The 21,960-nt window shown below is 36.7% G+C and carries 18 protein-coding genes; 12 read left to right on the top strand and 6 right to left on the bottom strand.

All coding sequences use genetic code 11. From position 1 onward, the window contains the following. Nucleotides 1-306 precede the first annotated feature (306 nt). From D8M05_RS15625 to D8M05_RS15610, 4 genes are all read left to right on the top strand, one after another. Entirely contained in the window at nucleotides 307-912 is a 606-nt protein-coding gene (locus D8M05_RS15625; protein ID WP_121133451.1) for a methyltransferase, read from the top strand. 105 nt (nucleotides 913-1,017) lie between these two features. After that, nucleotides 1,018-1,779 carry a class I SAM-dependent methyltransferase gene (locus D8M05_RS15620; protein WP_121133449.1) on the top strand — a complete coding sequence of 254 codons (762 nt, stop codon included), beginning with the start codon at nucleotides 1,018-1,020 and terminating at the stop codon, nucleotides 1,777-1,779. 35 nt (nucleotides 1,780-1,814) lie between these two features. Next, nucleotides 1,815-2,570 carry a GNAT family N-acetyltransferase gene (locus D8M05_RS15615; RefSeq protein WP_245985426.1) on the top strand — a complete coding sequence of 252 codons (756 nt, stop codon included), beginning with the start codon at nucleotides 1,815-1,817 and terminating at the stop codon, nucleotides 2,568-2,570. 77 nt (nucleotides 2,571-2,647) lie between these two features. After that, entirely contained in the window at nucleotides 2,648-2,938 is a 291-nt protein-coding gene (locus tag D8M05_RS15610) for a DNA-binding protein (RefSeq protein ID WP_121133445.1), read from the top strand. A gap of 661 nt (nucleotides 2,939-3,599) precedes the next feature. On the opposite strand, the gene pulA is transcribed toward D8M05_RS15610, so the two are convergent. Continuing rightward, nucleotides 3,600-5,708, bottom strand: coding sequence for a type I pullulanase (pulA, locus tag D8M05_RS15605; protein WP_121133443.1), 2,109 nt, complete (start codon nucleotides 5,706-5,708; stop codon nucleotides 3,600-3,602). A 316-nt stretch (nucleotides 5,709-6,024) separates the two neighbouring features. Here pulA and glgB point away from each other — a divergent pair, with 316 nt between their 5' ends. The 5 genes from glgB to D8M05_RS15580 are packed head-to-tail and all read left to right on the top strand — an operon-like array spanning nucleotide 6,025 to nucleotide 14,091. Further along, nucleotides 6,025-7,935 (top strand): 1,4-alpha-glucan branching protein GlgB, encoded by a 1,911-nt coding sequence (gene glgB / locus D8M05_RS15600; protein WP_121133441.1) that lies wholly within the window; start codon nucleotides 6,025-6,027, stop codon nucleotides 7,933-7,935. Continuing rightward, nucleotides 7,932-9,086 carry a glucose-1-phosphate adenylyltransferase gene (locus D8M05_RS15595; protein ID WP_281271923.1) on the top strand — a complete coding sequence of 385 codons (1,155 nt, stop codon included), beginning with the start codon at nucleotides 7,932-7,934 and terminating at the stop codon, nucleotides 9,084-9,086. The genes glgB and D8M05_RS15595 overlap by 4 nt, the downstream gene beginning before the upstream one ends. Next, nucleotides 9,086-10,192, top strand: coding sequence for a glucose-1-phosphate adenylyltransferase subunit GlgD (glgD, locus tag D8M05_RS15590; RefSeq protein WP_121133439.1), 1,107 nt, complete (start codon nucleotides 9,086-9,088; stop codon nucleotides 10,190-10,192). The genes D8M05_RS15595 and glgD overlap by 1 nt, the downstream gene beginning before the upstream one ends. Nucleotides 10,193-10,216: 24 nt before the next feature. After that, the gene (glgA, locus tag D8M05_RS15585) at nucleotides 10,217-11,647 is read left to right on the top strand and encodes a glycogen synthase GlgA (protein ID WP_121133437.1); all 1,431 of its coding nucleotides are present in this window, start codon (nucleotides 10,217-10,219) and stop codon (nucleotides 11,645-11,647) included. A gap of 14 nt (nucleotides 11,648-11,661) precedes the next feature. Continuing rightward, on the top strand, nucleotides 11,662-14,091 hold the full coding sequence (locus tag D8M05_RS15580; protein ID WP_121133435.1) for a glycogen/starch/alpha-glucan phosphorylase: 2,430 nt from the start codon (nucleotides 11,662-11,664) through the stop codon (nucleotides 14,089-14,091). 448 nt (nucleotides 14,092-14,539) lie between these two features. Here the strand turns inward: D8M05_RS15580 and D8M05_RS15575 are convergent, their stop codons facing one another. Next, a complete protein-coding gene (locus D8M05_RS15575) occupies nucleotides 14,540-15,703 on the bottom strand; it encodes a pyridoxal phosphate-dependent aminotransferase (protein ID WP_121133433.1) in 1,164 nt (387 codons plus the stop codon). 214 nt (nucleotides 15,704-15,917) lie between these two features. Between D8M05_RS15575 and brnQ the strand changes: the two genes are divergently transcribed. Beyond that, the gene (gene brnQ, locus D8M05_RS15570; RefSeq protein ID WP_121133431.1) at nucleotides 15,918-17,276 is read left to right on the top strand and encodes a branched-chain amino acid transport system II carrier protein; all 1,359 of its coding nucleotides are present in this window, start codon (nucleotides 15,918-15,920) and stop codon (nucleotides 17,274-17,276) included. A gap of 135 nt (nucleotides 17,277-17,411) precedes the next feature. Here the strand turns inward: brnQ and D8M05_RS15565 are convergent, their stop codons facing one another. The 4 genes from D8M05_RS15565 to D8M05_RS15550 all read right to left on the bottom strand — a co-directional run bounded on the left by D8M05_RS15565 (nucleotide 17,412) and on the right by D8M05_RS15550 (nucleotide 20,767). Next, entirely contained in the window at nucleotides 17,412-18,065 is a 654-nt protein-coding gene (locus D8M05_RS15565) for a GntR family transcriptional regulator (RefSeq protein WP_121133429.1), read from the bottom strand. Nucleotides 18,066-18,340: 275 nt separating this feature from the next. Next, a complete protein-coding gene (locus D8M05_RS15560; protein ID WP_121133467.1) occupies nucleotides 18,341-18,913 on the bottom strand; it encodes a 5' nucleotidase, NT5C type in 573 nt (190 codons plus the stop codon). A gap of 2 nt (nucleotides 18,914-18,915) precedes the next feature. Beyond that, entirely contained in the window at nucleotides 18,916-20,013 is a 1,098-nt protein-coding gene (gene ribD / locus D8M05_RS15555) for a bifunctional diaminohydroxyphosphoribosylaminopyrimidine deaminase/5-amino-6-(5-phosphoribosylamino)uracil reductase RibD (protein ID WP_121133427.1), read from the bottom strand. Further along, nucleotides 20,006-20,767: a GTP cyclohydrolase II gene (locus D8M05_RS15550; RefSeq protein WP_121133425.1), complete on the bottom strand. Its 762-nt coding sequence runs from the start codon at nucleotides 20,765-20,767 to the stop codon at nucleotides 20,006-20,008. The genes ribD and D8M05_RS15550 overlap by 8 nt, the downstream gene beginning before the upstream one ends. Nucleotides 20,768-21,024: 257 nt before the next feature. On the opposite strand from D8M05_RS15550, the gene D8M05_RS15545 reads away from it, so the two are divergent. Beyond that, on the top strand, nucleotides 21,025-21,378 hold the full coding sequence (locus D8M05_RS15545) for a PadR family transcriptional regulator (RefSeq protein ID WP_121133423.1): 354 nt from the start codon (nucleotides 21,025-21,027) through the stop codon (nucleotides 21,376-21,378). Beyond that, the gene (locus D8M05_RS15540) at nucleotides 21,368-21,886 is read left to right on the top strand and encodes a DUF2812 domain-containing protein (protein WP_121133421.1); all 519 of its coding nucleotides are present in this window, start codon (nucleotides 21,368-21,370) and stop codon (nucleotides 21,884-21,886) included. The genes D8M05_RS15545 and D8M05_RS15540 overlap by 11 nt, the downstream gene beginning before the upstream one ends. The last annotated feature ends 74 nt before the right edge of the window (nucleotides 21,887-21,960 follow it).

Here is a 21,960-nt window from a genome sequence, read left to right as displayed (position 1 = left end):
TCCCACAGTCTACGTGTATTGCCTCCACTAGGATTGCGCTATTCAACTTACTAATAATATTATTGCTAGTATGTGGTTGATTGGAGCGGAGGGCAGCCAGTCGACTCCTGCGGGAAAAGCACGTGTCCGAAGACTCCAGAAGAAGCGCTCTTTGCTTCTTTGGAGGCTGAGGCCGTGCCCTAAGGTGCGCGTACTGGCTGCCTGGAGAGGAAATCAACAAAGCACTTATTGTTGCGCATTTTATATCAATAGTGTAATTAACAACATTCTTTTAGAAAACAGTCTACTATTTAAAGGGGAATATCCATGCAAGAATTTTATTATGATAAATTATTAAATATCAACACGAGAAAAGATGCGTTCCAACCGATTAACAATGCGTATCATTATTATCCATATGAGCCAACACCTTATCAGGCATTGGAAACGTTATTTGAACAATATGAAGTGACGTCTAACGATCACATTGTGGATTTTGGTTGTGGAAAAGGCAGGCTAAATTTTTATATTCATTATTTCTATCGTGCAGCAGTTACAGGAATTGAAATGAATGAGCGGTTTTACCATGATGCAATTCATAATCTGGAAGGATACACGAAGCAGACAAAACAAAAAGCAAATAGAATTCAGTTCCATTGTTGTTTAGCAGAGGAATATTCCATAAAACCTACAGATAATCGCTTTTACTTCTTTAATCCATTTTCGATCCAAATCTTTCGGAAAATTGTTCATCATATTTTGCTTTCGGTGGAAGAAGCGAAGCGGGATATTGAGCTTATCCTATATTACGGATATGAAGACTACGTTTACTTTTTAGAAGATGAAACAGCTTTTGAATTGGTAAAAGAGATTAAATTACCACATCTATACGAGAAAAGTTCTTATGAACGGTTTTTAATCTATCGGTTATAGTATTAGGCACTTAATGAAGTGAACTACTCACTACTTAGCTTCGCTTGAAGTGGGAGACTTCTTGGCAAAATACGTTAAAAATCATCTGAAATGACGGAGGTTAGCATGATAAAAGACAAGTTGTTTGAAAACTATTTAAATGATATCAATCAAACATTTGAAGGTTGGGATTTTTCCTTTGTTACAGAAACGGGGAGATTACAAAATGAACTTTTATCTTGGTCGTATGGAAGTATAGTAAGACCCCTTATACAAACGGTAAACTCGATGCTTGATATGGGAACAGGTGGAGGAGAATTTTTATCTATGCTTAGACCGTTTCCAAAAAGTATTATTGCTACAGAAGCTTACAAGCCCAATGTATCGATTGCACAGAGAAGGTTGGAACCATTGGGTGTAAAGGTGGTTGAGTTAGTTGATGAAGATAATTTACCATTTGAAACAGCACAATTTGATTTAATCATAAACCGACATGAATATTATTCACCAAAAGAACTAAGACGGATTTTAGCAGATAATGGCTCATTTATTACACAGCAGGTTGGTGGATTAGACTGTTCTAGGATAAATGAAATAATTGGATCAGATTTAAACCATGAATATTTCAATTGGAATCTAAAGAATGCTGTAGGGGGATTAGAGCAGAACGGATTTCGAATTACTTTAATGAAAGAGGAATTTCCTATACAACGTTTTTTTGATATTGGAGCATTGGTTTATTACTTAAAAGCAATACCATGGCAAGTACCTGACTTTAGAGTAGATAAGTATATGGATGGTTTATATCAAGTTCATAAACTTATTCAACGACAAGGGTATTTTGATGCAAAACAGCACCGATTTCTTATTAAGGCAGAGTTAACCTAAGGAAGAATTGAATCAGTACAGGGGAGATTACAATAATGAAAATAACATTTGAAGATATTTACACAATTGGTCATGTGATTGCGGAAAACGAGCTTTACAGACATATCCATTATCCAGAAATGCTCACACGTTATGATAGTAATTTTATCGCATTTAAGCGAATGCCTTCTCTTGATGCATTTGTGGAAACAGTTGGATTCTTAAGGGATTTTCACTTAAGGAATGGGCAAAAGCATGTGAAGTTTTACTTTCCAGAAAATGAGAAATTAGGTACAACATTAGTTGATTATCTGAAAAAACATAACTATGAAACTGGTTTTTTAGAATTATATGCGATTAATCCAAGGGATTTTCCAACCCTTGAAATTAATCCAGACATTGTTGTACAAAGTGTTACAGAGGACACAATGAAGGGCTATATAGATTTGCAGTATAAGATCGATTTACAATTTGGGGAGAATTTTGCAAAGCAAAAAGTGGACTTAAATAAAAAGCATTTTAAAGATCCTGCTATCCTACAAGTGATTGCTTTCTATAAAGGGGAACCAGCAGGTTGTTTAGATGTGATTATTACAGCGGATACCGTAGAAATAGATGGGTTAGAAGTATTGGAAATGTTCCGTAATAAAGGTATTGGCAGTAGATTACAACGTTTTGTTATGGAGAGATTTCCTGATAAAAGGGTAATTCTTGTGGCAGATGGGGAAGATACTCCGAGAGAAATGTACCAGAAACAAAACTATCAATTTCTTGGGTTTCAATACGAGGTTCAGAAGATTTATAATGATTAAGCCATTAATGAAACGATAATGTATGGTTATCCGTATAAGACTATACGTACTTACCACTAGACCTAGGGGGATTAAATATGGAACTGGACTTTTTCTGGATAGCGTTAGGACTGGCAGCATTTGGTTATTTCATTGGAGATGGGCTGAAAAATTTTAACAACCCAGACGCGAAAGGATTACTAGAGGATGAGGATGATAGATATGAACTGCTTAAAGAGGGAGAGGTTCACTGGTTTATCGGGGTTTCAAAAGAGGATGCTAAACGGTTAATTGAAGAGTATCCAGATATCCCTCATATTAAGCTAAATGGAAAGAATTATTATCCGAAAGCTAAGTTGCGAGAGTGGTTATTAAAAATTGGTGAATAGGTGAATTATAAGAAGTACAAGGGGCTGGGGCATAACTAAAACCTTTCACTCTAAAGACGAAAGATTATGGGATAGGAAGCTGAGAATCCTAGTTTTCTAAAGCTTAATATTAATTCATAATTGATATAAAGTGTAGATATATTTAATTCAGAATTGTTTTAAGCACTCCGTTCCGGAAAGACACTTCGCTTTTCCACGGGCGGCTGGTGAGCCTCCCGTAGGAGTCTTCATGTCTTTCCTCCACTAAGCTCCTGCTCTACTTGATTTCCACTAAAAAAACGATGCTTTTGCGAGGAAAAACTGCCCAGAACGTAATTTTATGTTCGATAGCTTTAATAACATCTAGAGCACTCAATATAGCGTAGGCAGAATGCGTAGACTCCTGCGGGAACAGCACGTGTCTGAAGACCCCACAGGAAGTGTTCTTCTTCCGAGGAGGGCTGAGGCCGTGCCCGCGGAAAGCGAAGCATTCTGCCGCAGGGAATGACTACACACAACATTCATAAGTGTGAGCGAGAGCTACACTATTCTGAATTAAATAGACCCGAAGTCTATATCAAATCCTTAGTAATTCGAGTTTAATGAAAGATTTTGAAGCATCGTTAGGATTTTGCTATAATAATTTACTTTTTCCCTAGCCTCTAATTCGACTAAGAGAAGATTACTTTCGCATTTTCTTTAGCACGATAAGCTCATAGGCTCTAATATGCGTATATTCCCCAACAATCTGGTGACTTTCCTTAAATCTAGCGGAGTCATTTGATATGACAATTTGCCAGTTTCCAGATGATGGTAAGTGTAGTGGATGCTTCTTTTTTGTGGGATTAACGTAAACAGAGAAATCTTCATCATCCCCTAATAAGGTAAAACCAAATACAACGTCAGGCGTTTCTAAAATATGAAGCCTTCTTTGAATCTCTTGATTTGTTCTCATACGGAAGACATCATGTTGTTTCCGCAATTGAATGAGGTCCTTAACAAATGTAACATTTTCTTCTTCCATCTCACGTTTATTCCAATCTAATTGATTGATTTCATCACCAGAAATATAGCTATTCTCAATACCCTGTTTACTTCGGAACCATTCTTGACCCGCATGGATGAACGGAACACCCTGACTTAATAATGTAATACCAGTAGCTAGTTGGTGCATTTTTCTTAACGTATCCTCATTCTCATTCTTACTAGTAATTAGAAGTCGGTCCCATAATGTATGATTATCATGACATTCAACATAATTTACTGTTTGTGAAATGTCAGAGACAAAAGGGGTACCAAACGCTGCAAGTACTGAACCAGAAACTAAATGTGGAAGTCTTTCAATAAACCTTCCATGTCCATTAACATACCCCTGATCTTCCTGATTAAATAAATTTCCCTTCAAGGAGTCACGGAATAAATCATTAAAGAAACGCACCCCCTGCAATTGATGCGAGTTACTGTTTGTCGCCTTTTGATGCGATGCAAGTGCTGTTGGAAGGTCCCATCCTTCACCTAAAAGCATAATTGGTACGGATTCACGATTGCATCGTGATACAATCTGTTTCATTGTTTCTACATCAATCTCACCCATTAAATCGAAGCGGAATCCATCAACATGGTAGTGTTTGAGCCACACATCAATGGTATCTAGAATGAATTTCCGTACCATTTGTCGTTCGGTTGCAACATCATTTCCTACTCCTGTTCCATTACTAACTGTGCCGTCAGGATGGTAGCGGAAATAGTAACCAGGGACAAGCTTTTCGAAAGGGGATTCTTCCATAATAAATACATGGTTAAAAACAACATCAAGAATCACAGATAATCCTTCTTGGTGAAAAGAATCAATCATTGTTTTACACTCATTGATTCTTGTTATGGGGTCTTCCGGGTAAAGTGAATAACTGCCTTCGGGTACTTGAAAGAATAATGGGTCGTATCCCCAATTATAGGTGGTATCAGGACTAAGCTCATCAACACGAGCATAATCATTTATTGGCAAAAACTCGACATGTGTATAGCCTAACTCTTTTATATAGGATAATGCTGTAGGGGAGCCACCTGAAGTCGTTGTGCTTAATTCAGTTAATCCCAAGTATTTCCCTTTATGTTTAACACCACTGTTCTTGTGGATGGTTGCATCTCTGGTGTGTATTTCATAGATAATGGCATCTTGTAAGTGTGTTATATGAGGCCTTGCATCTTTATTTAATTGTTTCGTTTTAGAAAAATCAACAATAACCCCTTTCTTACTGTTTGGTAGTAAGGCTTTTGCATAGGGATCAATAACACGTATTGTTTCTCCATTTACAGTTACTTCGTATTCATAAGGAACACCATGTAAGTTATCAGCTACAGTTGTTTTCCATGTCCCTTTTTCCATTCGTTTTAGTTGATGGTGCCTGCCATCAATTATAACTTTCACCTGAGTTGCAGTTGGGGCCCATAAAGCAAAACTTGTTGAATATACATTACAGGTAGCACCAAGTGTTACGTCTAAAGGTGCATAATTTTCATCAAACCAGCTGGTTCGTACAATAGCCCCTGGGAAGATGGGGATTTCTAAGTCATCCCATATAAGAAAAAGTGTTTCTCCCATCGGAAGTTCTTCATGGAAGCAAACTTTTACCTTGGATTCATTACTTATCTCATCAATGGTAGCCTGTATATAACTTTTCTTGTCCTGTCTAACGATAACAAGAGAGCTAGATTTCTGAATATAGGCTGATAAATCACCGATAACCGTTAATTCATGAACGTCATCAATCCATGCAATTGGAAATTTCACCGGGAGCAACTCCTTTGAAGGTAAAGCGATTTTGTTACCTCTGCATTTAGTATATGGATACTTTTGAATTATGCAAATATATTGGATGAAGTGTTGACAAATTATAGCCCACTACTCTTCACATTTAAACAATAATAAGCAACAAAAGCAATATTCGACATTGTTTCGCTAAATTTGTGTGAATTGTCGAACACTTTGTGCGATATTGTATTGAAGTGAATGATTATTCGGATTATAATGAAACATATACATATGAATTCACCAACATATTTCGTTAATTAAGGTCAATCGGAGGAAAAAGGAGGTTACTTACTACGTGTATTACAACATATCCGAGCAAGAAATTTACTTGTTTCATCAAGGTACAAATTATCATAGTCACCAACTCTTAGGTAGCCAATTTATTGAAATAGAAGGAAAGAAAGGATTTCGCTTTGTAGTATGGGCACCAAATGCTTTGGAAGTTCAAATTATTGGTGACTTTAATAGCTGGGATGGAGGTAATTATGCGTTAGAGCGACTGACCAAAGAAGGGTTGTGGGTCGGATTCTTTACGGACGTCCAATCTGAAGTACCCTATAAATATAAAATAGTATCTGTTACTGGTGAAGTTCGTCTAAAAGCCGACCCTTATGCAGTCCAATCTGAATTAAGGCCCAATACAGCTTCCCTTACCGCAGGGAAATCTACATACAAGTGGACTGATCAAAATTGGCTGTCAAAGAAGAAGAAATATAACCCATATACATCACCACTTTCAATTTATGAAGTTCATTTAGGTTCATGGAAGAAAAAAGAGACAGGCGAATACTATACATATAAGGAATTAGCAGATGAGTTGATTCCATATGTTAAATCACTAAGGTTTACGCATATCGAATTACTTCCCCTAGCAGAACACCCTTTTGACCTTTCTTGGGGATATCAAATTACTGGATACTTTTCTGTAACAGCCAGATATGGCAAACGTGAAGACTTTAAATATTTTATAAATAAATGCCATCAACATAATATCGGCGTTATTATGGATTGGGTTCCAGGGCATTTTTGTAAAGACGATTTTGGCCTTCGGGAATTTGATGGGGAACCTTTATATGAGTATGCCGACCCTAAAAAGGGTGAGAAAAGATCGTGGGGAACATTAACGTTCGATTTTGGCCGTCCAGAAGTACAAAGTTTTCTTATATCTAACGCCCTATTCTGGTTAGAAGAATACCACATTGACGGAATACGGGTTGATGCTGTTGCGAGTATGCTTTATCTGAATTTTGACCGCCAAGAAGGTGAAGAAAAAATCTATAATTCATATGGCGGAGAGGAGAACCTAGAAGCAATAGCATTTTTGCGTAAATTAAATGAAGTAGTCTTTTCATATCATCCAAATGCATTAATGATGGCAGAAGATAGTTCGGACATCCCGCTTATAACAGCACCAACCTATTCTGGGGGATTGGGATTTAATTTTAAATGGAATATGGGCTGGATGAATGACATGTTATCTTACATAAAAAAGGACCCTGTCCATCGTAAGTGGCATCACAACTTAGTAACCTTCTCTTTTATGTATACTTATTCAGAAAACTTCCTATTACCATTGTCACATGACGAGGTGGTTCATGGTAAGAAATCGCTCTTGGATAAAATGCCCGGTGACAGGTGGCAGCAATTCGCAAATTTAAGATTGCTACTCGGATATATGATCGCACATCCTGGTAAGAACTTATTATTTATGGGCGCTGAACTCGCGCAATATGCCGAGTGGAAGGACAAGGAACAACTAGATTGGCATCTTTTAGATTATCCTCTTCACCAAGGTATCTTCACTTATGTTAAAGCTTTAAATCATTTCTATCTTAAACAACCTCAATTATATGAATTAGATCATGACCCTAAAGGATTTGAATGGATAGATCCACACAATATAGACCAGAGTATTATTGCATTTAGAAGAAAGAGTAAACATCCTAACATTGAATTAATTATTGTTTGTAATTTCACGCCAACTGTCAGATACGACTATAAGGTTGGTGTTCCAAGTCCTGGAAAGTATCAGGAAATTTTTAATTCGGATGCAAAGGAATACGGTGGTTCTGGCCAATTAAATGAAGAAGAACATTTTAGTTTTTCAGAAAAATGGCACGGGTTGCCGCAACATATCAAGATAAAAATACCGCCATTAGCAATGTCAGTATATAAAAGAATAGACGATGAGGAGAGTGTAGATTGAAGGAATGTGTGGGTATGTTGTTAGCCGGAGGAGAAGGAAAACGATTGGGAGCTTTGACACATCATATTGCAAAGCCAGCAGTCCCATTTGGTGGGAAGTATCGTATTATTGATTTCACCTTAAGTAATTGTACCAATTCAAATATACAAACATTAGGTGTATTGACGCAATATTCCCCACTAGAACTGAATAAACATATTGGAAATGGAAAACCTTGGGATCTTGATCGTAGAAATGGTGGTGTTACCGTTCTTTCTCCGTATACAGGTAAGACTGGGGGAGATTGGTACTCAGGTACTGCGGATGCTATTTACCAAAATATTCACTTCATCGATCAATATAATCCAGAATATGTTCTTGTTATTTCCGGTGACCATATCTATCAAATGGATTATCAGAAGCTCCTAAATCAGCACAAGGCTACCAGAGCCGATGCTACAATTTCTGTTATTAAAGTACCTTGGGAAGAAGCATCCAGGTTTGGGATATTGAATACGACAGATACCGAACGAATCTTTGAATTTGAGGAAAAGCCAGCTGTACCCGGGAGCAACCTTGCATCAATGGGGATTTATATCTTCACGTGGAATACGTTAAAAGATTACTTATTGAAGGATGCGAAGAATAAGGCATCGAGCCATGACTTTGGGAAGGATATTATTCCTACGATGCTCAATGATGATCGACGTTTGTTCGCTTATCAGTTTGATGGCTATTGGAAGGATGTCGGTACCGTTCAAAGCTATTGGGAGGCCAATATGGATTTACTTGATGAGGACTTTGGTAATACGTTAAATAATAAAAATTGGAGAATTTATACGAATGACTCCAATTTCCCACCTCAATACATTGGGAGCAATGCGATTGTCAATCATTCACTCGTGAATTCTGGTTGTTTTGTATATGGAAAGGTTAATCGTTCGGTATTGTTTAAAAATGTAGTCGTTAATAGTGGATGTAGTATTTCGGAATCGATTCTACACCCAGGAACAAAAGTAGGAAAGAATTCTATTCTTGAACGAGTCATTGTTATGGAAAACACAGAAATTCCAGAGGGAACGAATATAAGGGTTAGTGAAAACGAAGAACCTGTTGTACTAAACCAAGAAATTCTGCACGGAATGTTAGCTCTAACCGGGGGTGGAAAGTGATGAAAACAATGATGGGATTAATCAATCTTGAGCATGAACACTATGTTTTTAACGAATTGACCTATTTCCGAAGCAGTGCCTCCATACCCTTTGCGGGTAGGTACCGATTAATTGATTTTGCATTATCCAATATGGTCAACTCAAACGTCCATGAAGTTGCCATATTTGCTCGGTCAAAATATCGTTCTCTTTTAGATCACCTTGGAACAGGTGAGAATTGGGATTTAGACCGTAGAAATGGCGGGCTTTTTATTCTCCCTCCTGATTGGAATGACCCAACCGATGTATCGAAAGGGGATCTGCAATTTTTCCATAACAATCGTGATTATTTCCATCGAGGGAAGTCCTCTTATGTATTAGTTAGTGGAAGCCAGTTTATAGCAAATACGGATTATAAGGAAGCCTTTAATTTACACGTAGAAAGAAATGCAGACGTTACACTTGTATCAACAAAGGTTGAGGAGCTAAAGGATGAGCATACTCCTTCATACAGAATTGAGGCAGATGACTTAGGCTGGGTACAGCATATTACAAATGATAGAAAGAATCCCAAGGTATTTACTGGCGTTTATATTATTAATAAAGAACTTCTTATTGATCTAGTAGATCATTGTATTGCTTACGGGCATGATAATTTCTTTGTGCATGGTATCAAAGAAAGACTATCTGAATTAAAAATCCAAACCTACCAATATCGCGGCTACAGTGCATTTATTAATACAATAGAGAGTTTTTATCGTCATAATATGAATCTATTATCAGAGGACAATTATAAGGAACTATTTTATAAACCTACTTATATAAGGACGAAGGTTTCAAATAATTCCCCAGTTAAATATCGCTCCGGGGCGGTGGTTGATCACTCTATACTAGCTAACGGTTGTGTCGTTGATGGAGATGTTGAAGGAAGCGTCCTATTTAGAGGAGTGGTGGTTAAAGAGGGCGCTAGTGTAAAGAATTCCATCATTATGCAGCGCTGTGAGATTGAAGAAGGAGCCTACTTAGAGAATGTCATTTTGGACAAGGACGTCCACATATCAAAGGGGCAAAGGATTATAGGCTCAAAGGATAAACCATTTGTCATTGCCAAAAGACAGACAATCTAAAAATTACGAAAGGGGAAATACGAAATGGAAAACGTATTATTTGTAGCATCTGAATGCACTCCTTTTATCAAGACGGGAGGTTTAGCAGATGTAATCGGATCACTTCCACAAGCACTAAAGCAAAATGAACAAGTAGAAGTACGCGTTATTCTACCTCTTTATGATGAAATAGCTGAAGAATGGAAAAGTAAAATGGAATATCTCACCTCTTTTGATGTGAGAATCGGATGGCGTAATCAAGAAACTACGATTTATACACTTAAATATAATCAGATTAACTATTACTTTATTTCAAATGAATACTATTTTACAAGAAAGGGAATATATGGTTATTACGATGATGGGGAGAGATTCGTTTATTTCAGTCATGCGGTAATAGAAGCGTTAGACCATATTGATTTTAAACCTGATATCTTACATGCACACGATTGGCAGGCAGGTATATCCGTAGTGCTAGCGAATATCCTTAGGCCAGTTCCAGAGATGAAGACTGTGTTTACGATTCACAATATAAAGTATCAGGGCATGATGCCAATCGATATATTTGAGGATTTCTTCCAATTGGATAGAGAACATATCGGAGGGTTGGAATGGGAAGGAATGTTAAATTGTCTAAAGGGAGCCTTATTTCATGCAGATAAGATTACGACAGTAAGTAAGACGTATGCAGAGGAAATTAAACACCCATATTATGGTGAGACAATGGATCCAGTATTACGCCATAGGGAAAAGGATGTAGTTGGAATACTAAATGGGATTGATATAAAGGAATATAATCCATTAACAGATCCGTATATTGCTGTAAATTATCGCTCCGCAAGATCGAAAAAGATTGAGAATCGGTTAGTGCTTGGTGAACAAATAAACTTTGAAATGGATTTAGATAAACCATTATATACCATCGTAACGAGGCTTGTAGAACAAAAAGGCTTGCATCTTGTTAAGGCGATAGTGGAGGAATTCCTTAGGGACGATGTACAGCTTATTATCTTAGGTACGGGTGAATATGAATTTGAAGACTACTTTTCTAAACTAGCGAGTTGGTTTCCTGATAAAGTGTCCACATTACTCATGTTTGATGAAGGATTGGCAAGGCAATTGTATGCTAGCGCAGACTTCCTTATTATGCCATCGAAGTTTGAACCGTGTGGCTTAGCGCAGCTCATTGCATTACAATACAAAACGTTACCAATTGTGAGAGAAACAGGTGGCTTAAAAGATACGGTAAATTCCTATAATGAAATAACAGGAGAAGGAAATGGATTTAGTTTTACGAATTACAATGCACATGACCTACTGCATGTGCTACAGTATTCTCTTGAAATTTATCATAGGGATGACCACTTTCAACAGTTAATAAAAAATGTTAATAAGAGTCAGTTTAGCTGGAAGGATTCCGCAATGGAATATAGAGATTTATACGAACAATTAGTACCAACCCCAATATATGGATAGGGAGAGATGATTCCTTGCCACAGGTAACCACGCGGCTTTTAAAGGAGAAGTTAACAAATAAACTGATCATTGATAGAGGAATTCAGGTTGAGGATGCAAATAGTAAAGATATGTATATTGTACTTGCATCGATTGTTAATGAGGAAATAATGCCAAATTGGTTTAACACGAACAAACACTATATTAAGAAAAACTATAAACAAGTCTACTATTTATCGATGGAATTTCTTATTGGTAGGCTTTTAGAAAGTAATCTACTTAATTGTGGGATGTTAAATGCTGCAAAAGAGGCATTGGAGGAACTAGGTTTCCATCCTGAAGATGTCTTTTCAGAAGAACATGATGCGGGACTAGGAAATGGGGGCTTAGGTAGACTTGCTGCGTGCTTTTTAGATTCTCTCGCTTCCCTCCAATATCCTGGTCACGGATACGGTATCAGGTATCGTTACGGTTTATTTGAACAACGTATCATTCATGGGAACCAGGTAGAGTTACCAGATTATTGGTTAAAAGATCCCTATCCTTGGGAAGTGAGAAAAGAGGAGGAAGCTGTCGTAATCCAGTTTCATGGAAAAGTACATATGTTTAAGAGAAACGATGGCTCCTTGGAATTTAAGTATGAAAATACGGATAAGGTAATGGCTGTACCATATGATGTTCCAGTAGTAGGGTATAACAATGATGTGGTGAATACACTACGATTATGGAGTGCAGAGCCAGTATTCGGGGATGATACAAATGTGAGTAGTGCGAATCAGGAATTCTATCATGACCTTGATCATCAACATTCTATCGATCAAATATCAGGGTTTCTTTATCCAGACGATTCAAGTTATGAAGGAAAGGAATTACGTTTAAAGCAGCAGTACTTCTTGGTTTCGTCTAGTATACAAAATATTATAAAGCATTTTAAGAAAAACAGTAAAATGCCAATCAGTAAATTACCTGAAAAAGTTGTTATCCAAATCAATGATACACATCCAAGTCTCGCAATTCCTGAGATGATGCGCATATTGATGGATGAAGAGAGACTTAGTTGGGATGCTGCATGGAAAGTAACAACAAATGTGTTTGCTTATACGAATCACACAACATTAAGTGAAGCACTTGAAACATGGCAGGCGGAGATGATTCAGTACCTGCTTCCAAGAATCTACATGATTATTGATGAGATTAATGAGCAGTTTTGTAAGCAGGTGTGGTTTGATCATGAGGAATTGCGGGATAAGATACCAGAGTTAGCAATAGTTGCTTACGGGCGGGTACACATGGCTAGATTAGCAATAGTAGGTAGTTTTAGCGTGAATGGTGTTGCACGTATCCATACAGAGATTTTAAAGAAAAAAGAAATGAAGGACTTTTACGCATTATATCCGAATAAGTTTAACAATAAAACGAATGGTATTACCCATCGTCGCTGGTTATTACAGGCAAATCCCAAATTAGCTAACTTAATAACGGATGTTATTGGTCCACAATGGATTAAGCGACCAAAGCAATTGATTAGCTTATTAAAATATTCAAATGATCGTGTTTTATTGGATAAATTTGACCAGGTAAAGAATGAAAATAAAACAGCATTAGCAAACTATATTCATCAGCAAACAGGGATACTTGTTGATGATAATTCGATTTTTGATGTACAAATTAAGCGACTGCATGAATACAAGCGACAACTGTTAAATATATTCCATGTGATTTATTTGTATAATGAGCTTAAGGAAAACCCAAATCAGAATATGACACCTCGAACATTCATTTTTGGAGCAAAGGCAGCTCCTAGTTATTACCAAGCAAAAGAAGTGATTAAGTTAATAAACACGGTTGCATCGATAGTTAATTATGATAAGGATATCGGTGGCAAACTTAAAGTGATTTTTCTAGAAAATTATAATATTAGTCTAGCAGAAAAGATTATTCCAGCTGCAGATATCAGTGAGCAGATATCAACAGCTAGTAAAGAAGCGTCTGGAACGGGAAATATGAAGATGATGATGAATGGTGCTTTAACTTTGGGGACCATGGACGGAGCAAATATTGAGATTCACGATTTAGTTGGAGAGGATAATATATTTATCTTTGGGTTAAGGGCAGAAGAGGTACTAGGATATTACCAAAATGGGGGGTATAATGCCCAGGATATTTATAATACTGATGATCGGATAAAACGGATAATGGATCAGTTAAAGCAAGGTGAATTCGGTATCCATGATATTGAATTCAAAGATATTTATTACAATATTCTATACCACAATGATCCTTATTTTGTATTAAAGGATTTTGAGCCGTATCTAGAAACCCATGAATTGGCTGAACGTGCATATAGAAACCGACAAGCATGGTTAAGTATGAGTGTTACCAATATTGCATATTCAGGTAAATTTTCAAGTGATCAAACGATTAAAGAATATGCAACAGACATATGGAAAATTAAACAAGTTTAATTAACAAAGCACCACCAGATGCGATATCCGGTGGTGTTTTGTTAAGAAAGAAAAGTGATTCACCCAGGCACTGCACGTGTTTTTATTGCAATTGTTATAAAATGTGCATTAGATGTACTTAGGGTAATCATTAAAAAGATTCGGAAATAAATTGATCTGAGAACGCTTATCAAGTTACAAATTCAGTGTTTGAGCTCCGTTTTCATCTAGAGAACGCTTATCAAGTTACAAATTCTGATTTTGAGCTCCGTTTTCATTTAGAGAGCGCTTATCAAGTTACAGATTCTGATATCATACTCTGTTTTCATCTTGAAAAGCCTTTATCAAGTTACGTTCTCTTCCTTGAGGACTCGGTTCCTGAATTTAAGTCAAAATACCTTTTCTGCGTGTAACCTTACTGCGCATTTTATATCTTCTACGTCACAGCCTATATCTAAAAAAGCAACATCTAAAAGATATTTAGTTTCTCAATACGTTGTGCAGCTTCGATTAAACGTTCTTCATCAACGAGTAGGCCGACACGAATGTAACCTTCTCCAAATTCTCCAAAGCCATTGCCTGCTGCGACAGCAACGTCTGCTTTTTCTAATAAGAAATCAGCAAATTCTCCACTTGTAAAACCATTTGGAACTGGTAGCCAAGCGAAGAAAGAGCCTTTTGGCGCTTCGACATTCCACCCAATACGCTTACATTCCTTCATAAGTGTATTTCTACGCCGTTCATAAAGATCAACAAGTGCTGTTACATTTGACTGGTCTTTTGTTAAAGCTTCAATTGCAGCTTGTTGTACAGCTGGAAACAAGCTAACAAATAGATGATCTTGCAATAAATTAATCGCCTCAATCATTTCAGCATTACCTACTGCAAAACCAACCCGCCAACCAGCCATATTATATGTTTTAGATAGCGTATACAATTCAACGCCAACTTCTTTAGCACCATCTGCTTGTAGGAAACTTACAGGCTTCACACCTTCAAAACCAATTGCTCCATATGCAAAGTCATGGACAATTCCAATGCTAGAATCCTTTGCAAGATCTACAGTTTGCCTAAAAAACTCCTTCGATGCAGTTGCCCCAGTAGGATTATTTGGATAGTTTAAATAGAGTAATTTTGCTTTCTTTTTTTGTTCCTGGGTTAGTAACTGGTAATCCGGTAAAAAATGATTTTCCTTTCGTAATGGTAATGTCTCGTATGTTACATTAGCAAGTGCAACACCTGATAAATAATCAGGATAGCCAGGGTCTGGTAGTAGCATTAAATCTCCTTCGTTCATTAAAGCTAACGGCAACTCGACTAGGCCAATCTTTGTTCCAAATAAAATGGCTACTTCTGAATGTGGATCAATTTCCACATCGTATTCACGCATATAAAAGTCAGCTGCAGCTCTTTTAAAGGCGACTGTTCCCCGGAATGGCGAGTATTTGTGTGTAATTGGATCCTCAGCAGCTTGTTGTAATGTTTTCACAATATGTGGCGGTGTTGGTTGATCTGGATTTCCTTGTCCTAAATTGATAACGTCGCGACCTTCGGAAATTGCTTTCGTTACGTTTTGTACTAATGAAGCAAAAAACTGTGGAGGCAAGTTCTTTAATCTATTTGAATAATCCATAGTAATCCCCTCATTTTTCTAAATATAGATTGAATGTTAAACTATTTGAATGGTTATGTCTACTAGGGGTGTCCATAACATCAAGGGCCATTTCCGGAGAATTGTCAAAAAATTTACTTTTATGTGTTGCATTTCAATTAGTTAAATAGTATGATGGATTCAACTAATATATTGCATATTAATTACGTGTAGGATATTACAGGAGGGAACAGAAATGAAGGATAAGCTTTCCTTTTCTTCATATTTAGCAATTGGTCTTATGCTATTCGCATTGTTTTTTGGAGCAGGAAATTTAATTTTTCCAGCACAGCTTGGACAATACTCTGGGACAAGCCTATTGCCAGCTATAATTGGGTTTCTAATTACTGGGGTGGGATTACCCCTTCTTGGAATCTTGGCAATGGGGTACTCTGGTAGCCGAGACTTACAAGAACTTTCAAGTAGAATCCATCCAGCGTATGGAATATTTTTTACTTCATTATTATATTTAACAATAGGTCCTTTTTTTGCTATTCCGCGTACTGGGACAGTGGCGTTTGAAGTTGGAATTCTAACTTTTATTCCTGAAGGCTACAAGCAAATAGCGTTGCTTCTCTTTACTCTATTATTCTTTGTAGTAGTTTTGTTATTCTCACTATATCCTGCAAGACTTGTCGATAATGTTGGGAAAATATTAGCACCAACACTTGTTATCATATTGGCGATTTTGTTAGTTACTGCGGTAGTAAATCCGATGGGACAAGTTCAAGCACCAGACGCGTCTTATGCTAGTGGGGCATTTATGAAAGGTTTCATAGAAGGATATAATACAATGGATGCTCTTGCTTCGTTGGTGTTTGGTATTATTGTAATTAATGTCGTAAAATCCTTTGGTGTTACTTCCAAAAATGAGATTCTTACGGCAACTGCAAAATCTGGAGTAATTGCAATAATCCTACTTGGAGCATTGTATGTGGGAATTGCCTATTTGGGAGCAACAAGTACTGGAACACTAGGTTTGTTTGATACTGGTGGCCCTGTTCTGAGTGGTGCAGCTTCTTTCTACTTTGGAACATTTGGATCAGTTATGTTGGCAGTATCTATTATCTTAGCATGTTTGACAACTGGAATTGGACTAATCGCAGCTTGTGCTGAGTATTTCCATAAGCTTTTGCCTAAGTTTAGCTACAAAACATTAGTAGTATTCTTTACAACACTATCATTTGTTATAGCAAACTTTGGATTAGGAAATATAATTACTTACTCTATTCCAGTATTAATGTTTCTTTATCCGTTAGCAATTGTTCTAATGCTATTGGCATTTCTGTCGCCGTTATTTAACCATTCACGTATGGTATATGTATCAACTATTGCGGTAACTTTTGCCCTTAGCGTTGTTGATGGTCTAAAAGCACTTTGCAATTCACTTGAGATCGATTATTTTGGTTGGCTGGTTCCTATAATTGATATGTTTGAAAAGGTCTTACCATTATATGATCAAGGACTTGGGTGGTTAGTTCCAGCAGTAATTGTTATTGCAGTTACAGGTATCGTTGCACGTTTACAAAGAGCATTTAACACACAGGAAGCTTAATAAATATGGCCCTTTTCGTATTGTTTGTTGTTATAGATGTAAAGTGCGCGTTGATTTCCGCTCCAATTAACAATCTTTTAGAAAACAGCCATAAATAACAAGAAAAACCGGTCCTCCTTAGGAAGACCGGTTTTTTTAAATGTCTGGAAAAAATTCAATGGTACGGAGCCAATTTTCCCTCATTTTTCCGTGAAGAGTCGATACATCACCATGTTTCATTAAATGTATTATCTGAAGATGATCTTCTATCGATTTTTCCGTTAAAATAATAGAGTTATGGAAAAATAGGCGCCTAACATGTGCTTGTAAGGATCCAATAATAGATTTTATGTATGGATTATTAGCAGTATCGATAATAATCTTATGGAATTGCTCATCAATTTTAAGTGCAGCATAATAATTCTCTGAGTGAATAGCCTCAGCAAAGCGGATATTTGTCTTTTCTAACAAAGTGAATGTACTATCTGTTACATGCTCCACTGCCATTTCAGCTGATAATGCTTGAAGTGCTGCCAATGGTGGAAGTAAATCTTTTATGGCTTCCCTTCGTACCTCTGTAACCTGTGTGGCTTTTCCAGGGAACATTTCTACAAATCCTTGTACTTCTAATAATTGTAAGGATTCTCTTACAGGTGTTCTACTTACCCCCAAGGCGCTAGCAAGTTCCGTGTCATTCAATTTTTCACCTGGGAGTAATGTTCCGTCAATAATCCATTGTTGCAGTTGATTAAATGCTGTTTCTTTAGCGGATTGTCTATTAGGTTTTGAGTGATTGCTAGGTATAGGCATCTTCATACACGCTCCCAGTAAATAATTATTCTTATAAAATAGTATACTACAGAAATGAGGGGGATGATATATGCAATATATTTCTAGGTGCCGCATACAGTAAAAAGAGTTATAAATCTAACGGATTGGATTTCCATTTAGGGTTGCAAATAAGAGGGAAATAATGTAAGTCATTGCGTCCATGAAAGTTTTGTTAATAAAATGCACTATAAAAGCCCTTCATCAGGACAATGAAAGGCTTTTATGTATCTGTTTTATTATGTCAATTAGATAGATTAGGATTCTGTTTTTATAAGTTTAGCGAAATCCTTCCAGTTAATCATTCGCTCATAGTCGTCTATATCTCTATTGTACGGTTGATCCTTAAGCAATAAATGGATAGGTTCCTTCGTTAATGTCTTTAAAATAGTAGGTTTGTCGTCAACATAATAATCAAGGTGTAAATCTTTGATTATATCTATCTTTTCCTCGTCTTTCATTCCGTAAAAGAACCTGGCATCATTAACTGGAAAACCTTTTTGTTTCATCCATTCTTTTGTTCTTTCGCCGTGCTCCTTTGGTCTTGCTGTAATATAGAATATTGAATGTCCCGCTTTATCTAGCATCTGCAATGTTTCAATTGCATGTGGAAAGGCAGGACAATTCGTATAGTAAATTTCTTCTAAGGAATTATTCCACATTTCCTTTCCTTCTTCATCTGATAGGCCAAAGGGTTCATGGATTTCAACTCTTCCTATTTGCATAAAAATATCTAGTCCGATATTTTTATGCAGTTTATGATTATATATGTGAAAGGCGTGTTCTCTTAAGTTAATAAGTGTATCATCAATATCAAAACCAAATCTCATCATTATTTAACTCCATATTTAGGATAGCCAATAAATTTAAAGTCTTTTCCAATACGTTTAATATTTGTATCTTCTAGTTCAAAGGCTTGGTTCATTTCCTCGACACCTGTACCTTCGAGGAAAGTTGGTGCATCTTTTCCGCCAACAAGCTTTGGTGCAATATATAAAATAACCTTATCAATTAGCCCATTTTCGAAAAAAGAAGCATTAATATTTCCGCCACCTTCTATTATGAGAGAAGAGATACCCTTTTCTCCTAATTTGTTTACCACTTCATTCGGATCAACAGATGTTTTGGAATTTGTAATGAAAATGTTTATTCCACGATTTTCTAATTCTTTTCTTTTCTCAAAATCATGATTCTTACTCGTAAATATCCAAGTTTCTGCCTCGTTATCTGATACAAGATTGTAATCAAGTGGAATTTTTAAACTAGAATCCATCAAGATACGAATTGGATTACGGCCATTTGGGATACGTGAGGTTAATGCAGGATTGTCCTTTAATGCTGTATTAATCCCAACAAGAATGGCCATATTTTCACTTCTTAGTTGATGAACATCTGCTCTTGCCTCTTCAGAAGTAATCCATTTACTACTGAATGTATGTGTTGCCACTTTCCCGTCTAATGTTATGCCTGCTTTTAGTGTTATAAAAGGTTTCTTCTTAACAATGTACTTGTTAAAAACCTCATTCATTTTTATCGATTCTTGTTCTCTCACACCTGTAATTACTTCGATACCTGCGTCTTGGAGTATTTTAACGCCATTTCCTGCCACGATTGGATTGGGGTCTAATGTTGCAATGACTACCTTTTTTAATCCAGCCTGGACAATAGCTTCTGCACAGGGGCCAGTTCGCCCGTGATGGGAGCAGGGTTCAAGTGTCACATAAATCGTACCACCTTTTGCTTTATCCCCAGCCATGCGAAGGGCATGGATTTCTGCATGAGGTTCACCTGCTTTTAGGTGCGTTCCAACACCAACAATTCGGTTATCATTTACAATAACAGAACCAACAAGCGGATTAGGGTCCGTTTGCCCTTTCATGGATCTTGCATTTTGTAATGCTAGATCCATGTAAAATTCATCATTAATCATTCGAACATGTCCCTTCATCTTCACGCATATGTCCTGATTTTGTTACTTTGGTTTCTAAATATTTTTTATTGTATTCCGAAACATCGCCCCATAGCGGAACCCTTCCAGATACGAGTAATCCTGCGTTTTGTAATGCTTCCAGTTTTTTCGGGTTGTTCGTAATCAATGTGACAGGTTTTAGGCGTAATGATTTTAACACTTGGATTGCATCGTCATAGTTTCTAGAATCATTAACAAATCCTAGTCCTTCATTTGCTTCAACCGTGTCGAAACCATTTTCTTGAAGAACGTAAGCCATTGCTTTGGAGAATAGTCCAATTCCTCTACCTTCGTGGTTGGCTAAATAAAACAGTGCTCCAGCACCATGCTCCTTAATTTTTTTCATGGATTGTTTTAATTGATAACCACAGTCACAACGCTTGCTACCGAAAATATCCCCAGTATGGCAGATGGAATGCATACGAATAAGGGCATCGTCAGTATTTTCGAAATCGCCATAGACGAGCACGCTTGATTGTTGATATTCGGCTAGGTTAGAAGATGATAGCTTTTCAATAATCTTCTCATAATCCTCAGTTACCTCATCATAATTAAGCCAACAATACCATTTGAATTCTACCGTTTCTCCATATAAATTAACTGGTAATCGGATTGGTCCTACTAAATATATTGCACGATTCTCATCCGTGTTTATTAATTGAATTTTATCTTTTAAGATAGAAAAAACTTTTGATTCAAGCTTTATTTGTTCCATTGTCTAAACTCCTTTTTTGTACCACTTTCACTTAGTATAGATAAAAAACATAAGTTCATCAATTTTCTTTTCTCGGGAAGTGAAGGAAGTCTAAAAATGCAGATAATGAAGAGCCTTGATGAACTATAAATATGCATTAATTAATGAAGGAGTGTAGGCAATAATGTTGTGGAAAAATATTGAGTAAATGAATATAATATGCTATTATATCGATAGACGATATATATCGAGTCGCGATATAAAAGGTGAGTGAGAAGATGACAAAGAAAGCAAGTGATTTTTTGCCGTTGTCCCAAGCGACCTATTATATATTATTATCGCTTAGGGAAATCAGGCATGGGTATGCAATTATGCAGGATGTTGAAGAAATTAGCCATGGTGAAGTAACGATGGGACCAGGTACGTTGTATGGGGCATTAGGGAAGCTTGAAAAGCAGAGAATAATAACAATAACAACAGGAGAAATAGATATCAATGACCGACGGAAATATTATGAATTAACCGAGTTAGGAATCGACGTGTTGAAAATGGAATATCGACGCTTATCGTCACTTATTGAGAATGCAAAGGAATTTATCAATCATTTAGGGGGAGAAAAAAATGGCCATTAAAAAGTTTCGGTTTTTTCTTGCGTCAAATATTGAAAAGGAAGAAGCGTGGCTAACAGAAATGTCGCAGAATGGGTATCATTTTACGAAATATAAGTATGGCTTCTATTATTTTGAACAGGATGCAGCCGTTTCTTATGTTTATCAAACAGACTTTCGACAAGACACGGATGAGGTATATTTCCAACTCTATAAGGATGCAGGATGGCAGCATATGATGAGTTATCTCGAGTCTTTTCATTACTTTCGAACAGAAGCGGATAAATCAGGATTTAAAAAAATATATTCGGATCCAGAATCTGTCGCGGAATCCCTGCAAAGAATGATGAACATGTATGTGGCTATCTTCCTTAGTTTAATTGCAATTCAGTCAGGACTATTCTTAATGTGGGACAATAGTGGTTTAGTTAGTATTATATCGAGCACGATTGTTTTCTCTGTTATTCTTTTATATGTGTTTTTACTTTTCTCCATAAAGCGAAAAATAAATTATTACCGGAAGCAGATATAAACGGTGATGTTGTTTGAACGTTCCTTTTGATTGTTAGAACCTTTTTAGATGTAGATTCGTATTACTGCTTATAC

The organism is Oceanobacillus bengalensis (assembly GCF_003628445.1).
GTDB classification, from domain to species: Bacteria; Bacillota; Bacilli; order Bacillales; family Amphibacillaceae; genus Oceanobacillus; species Oceanobacillus bengalensis.
Note: the sequence above shows the minus strand (reverse complement) of the source record. Positions and strands in the feature narration are given on the sequence as shown.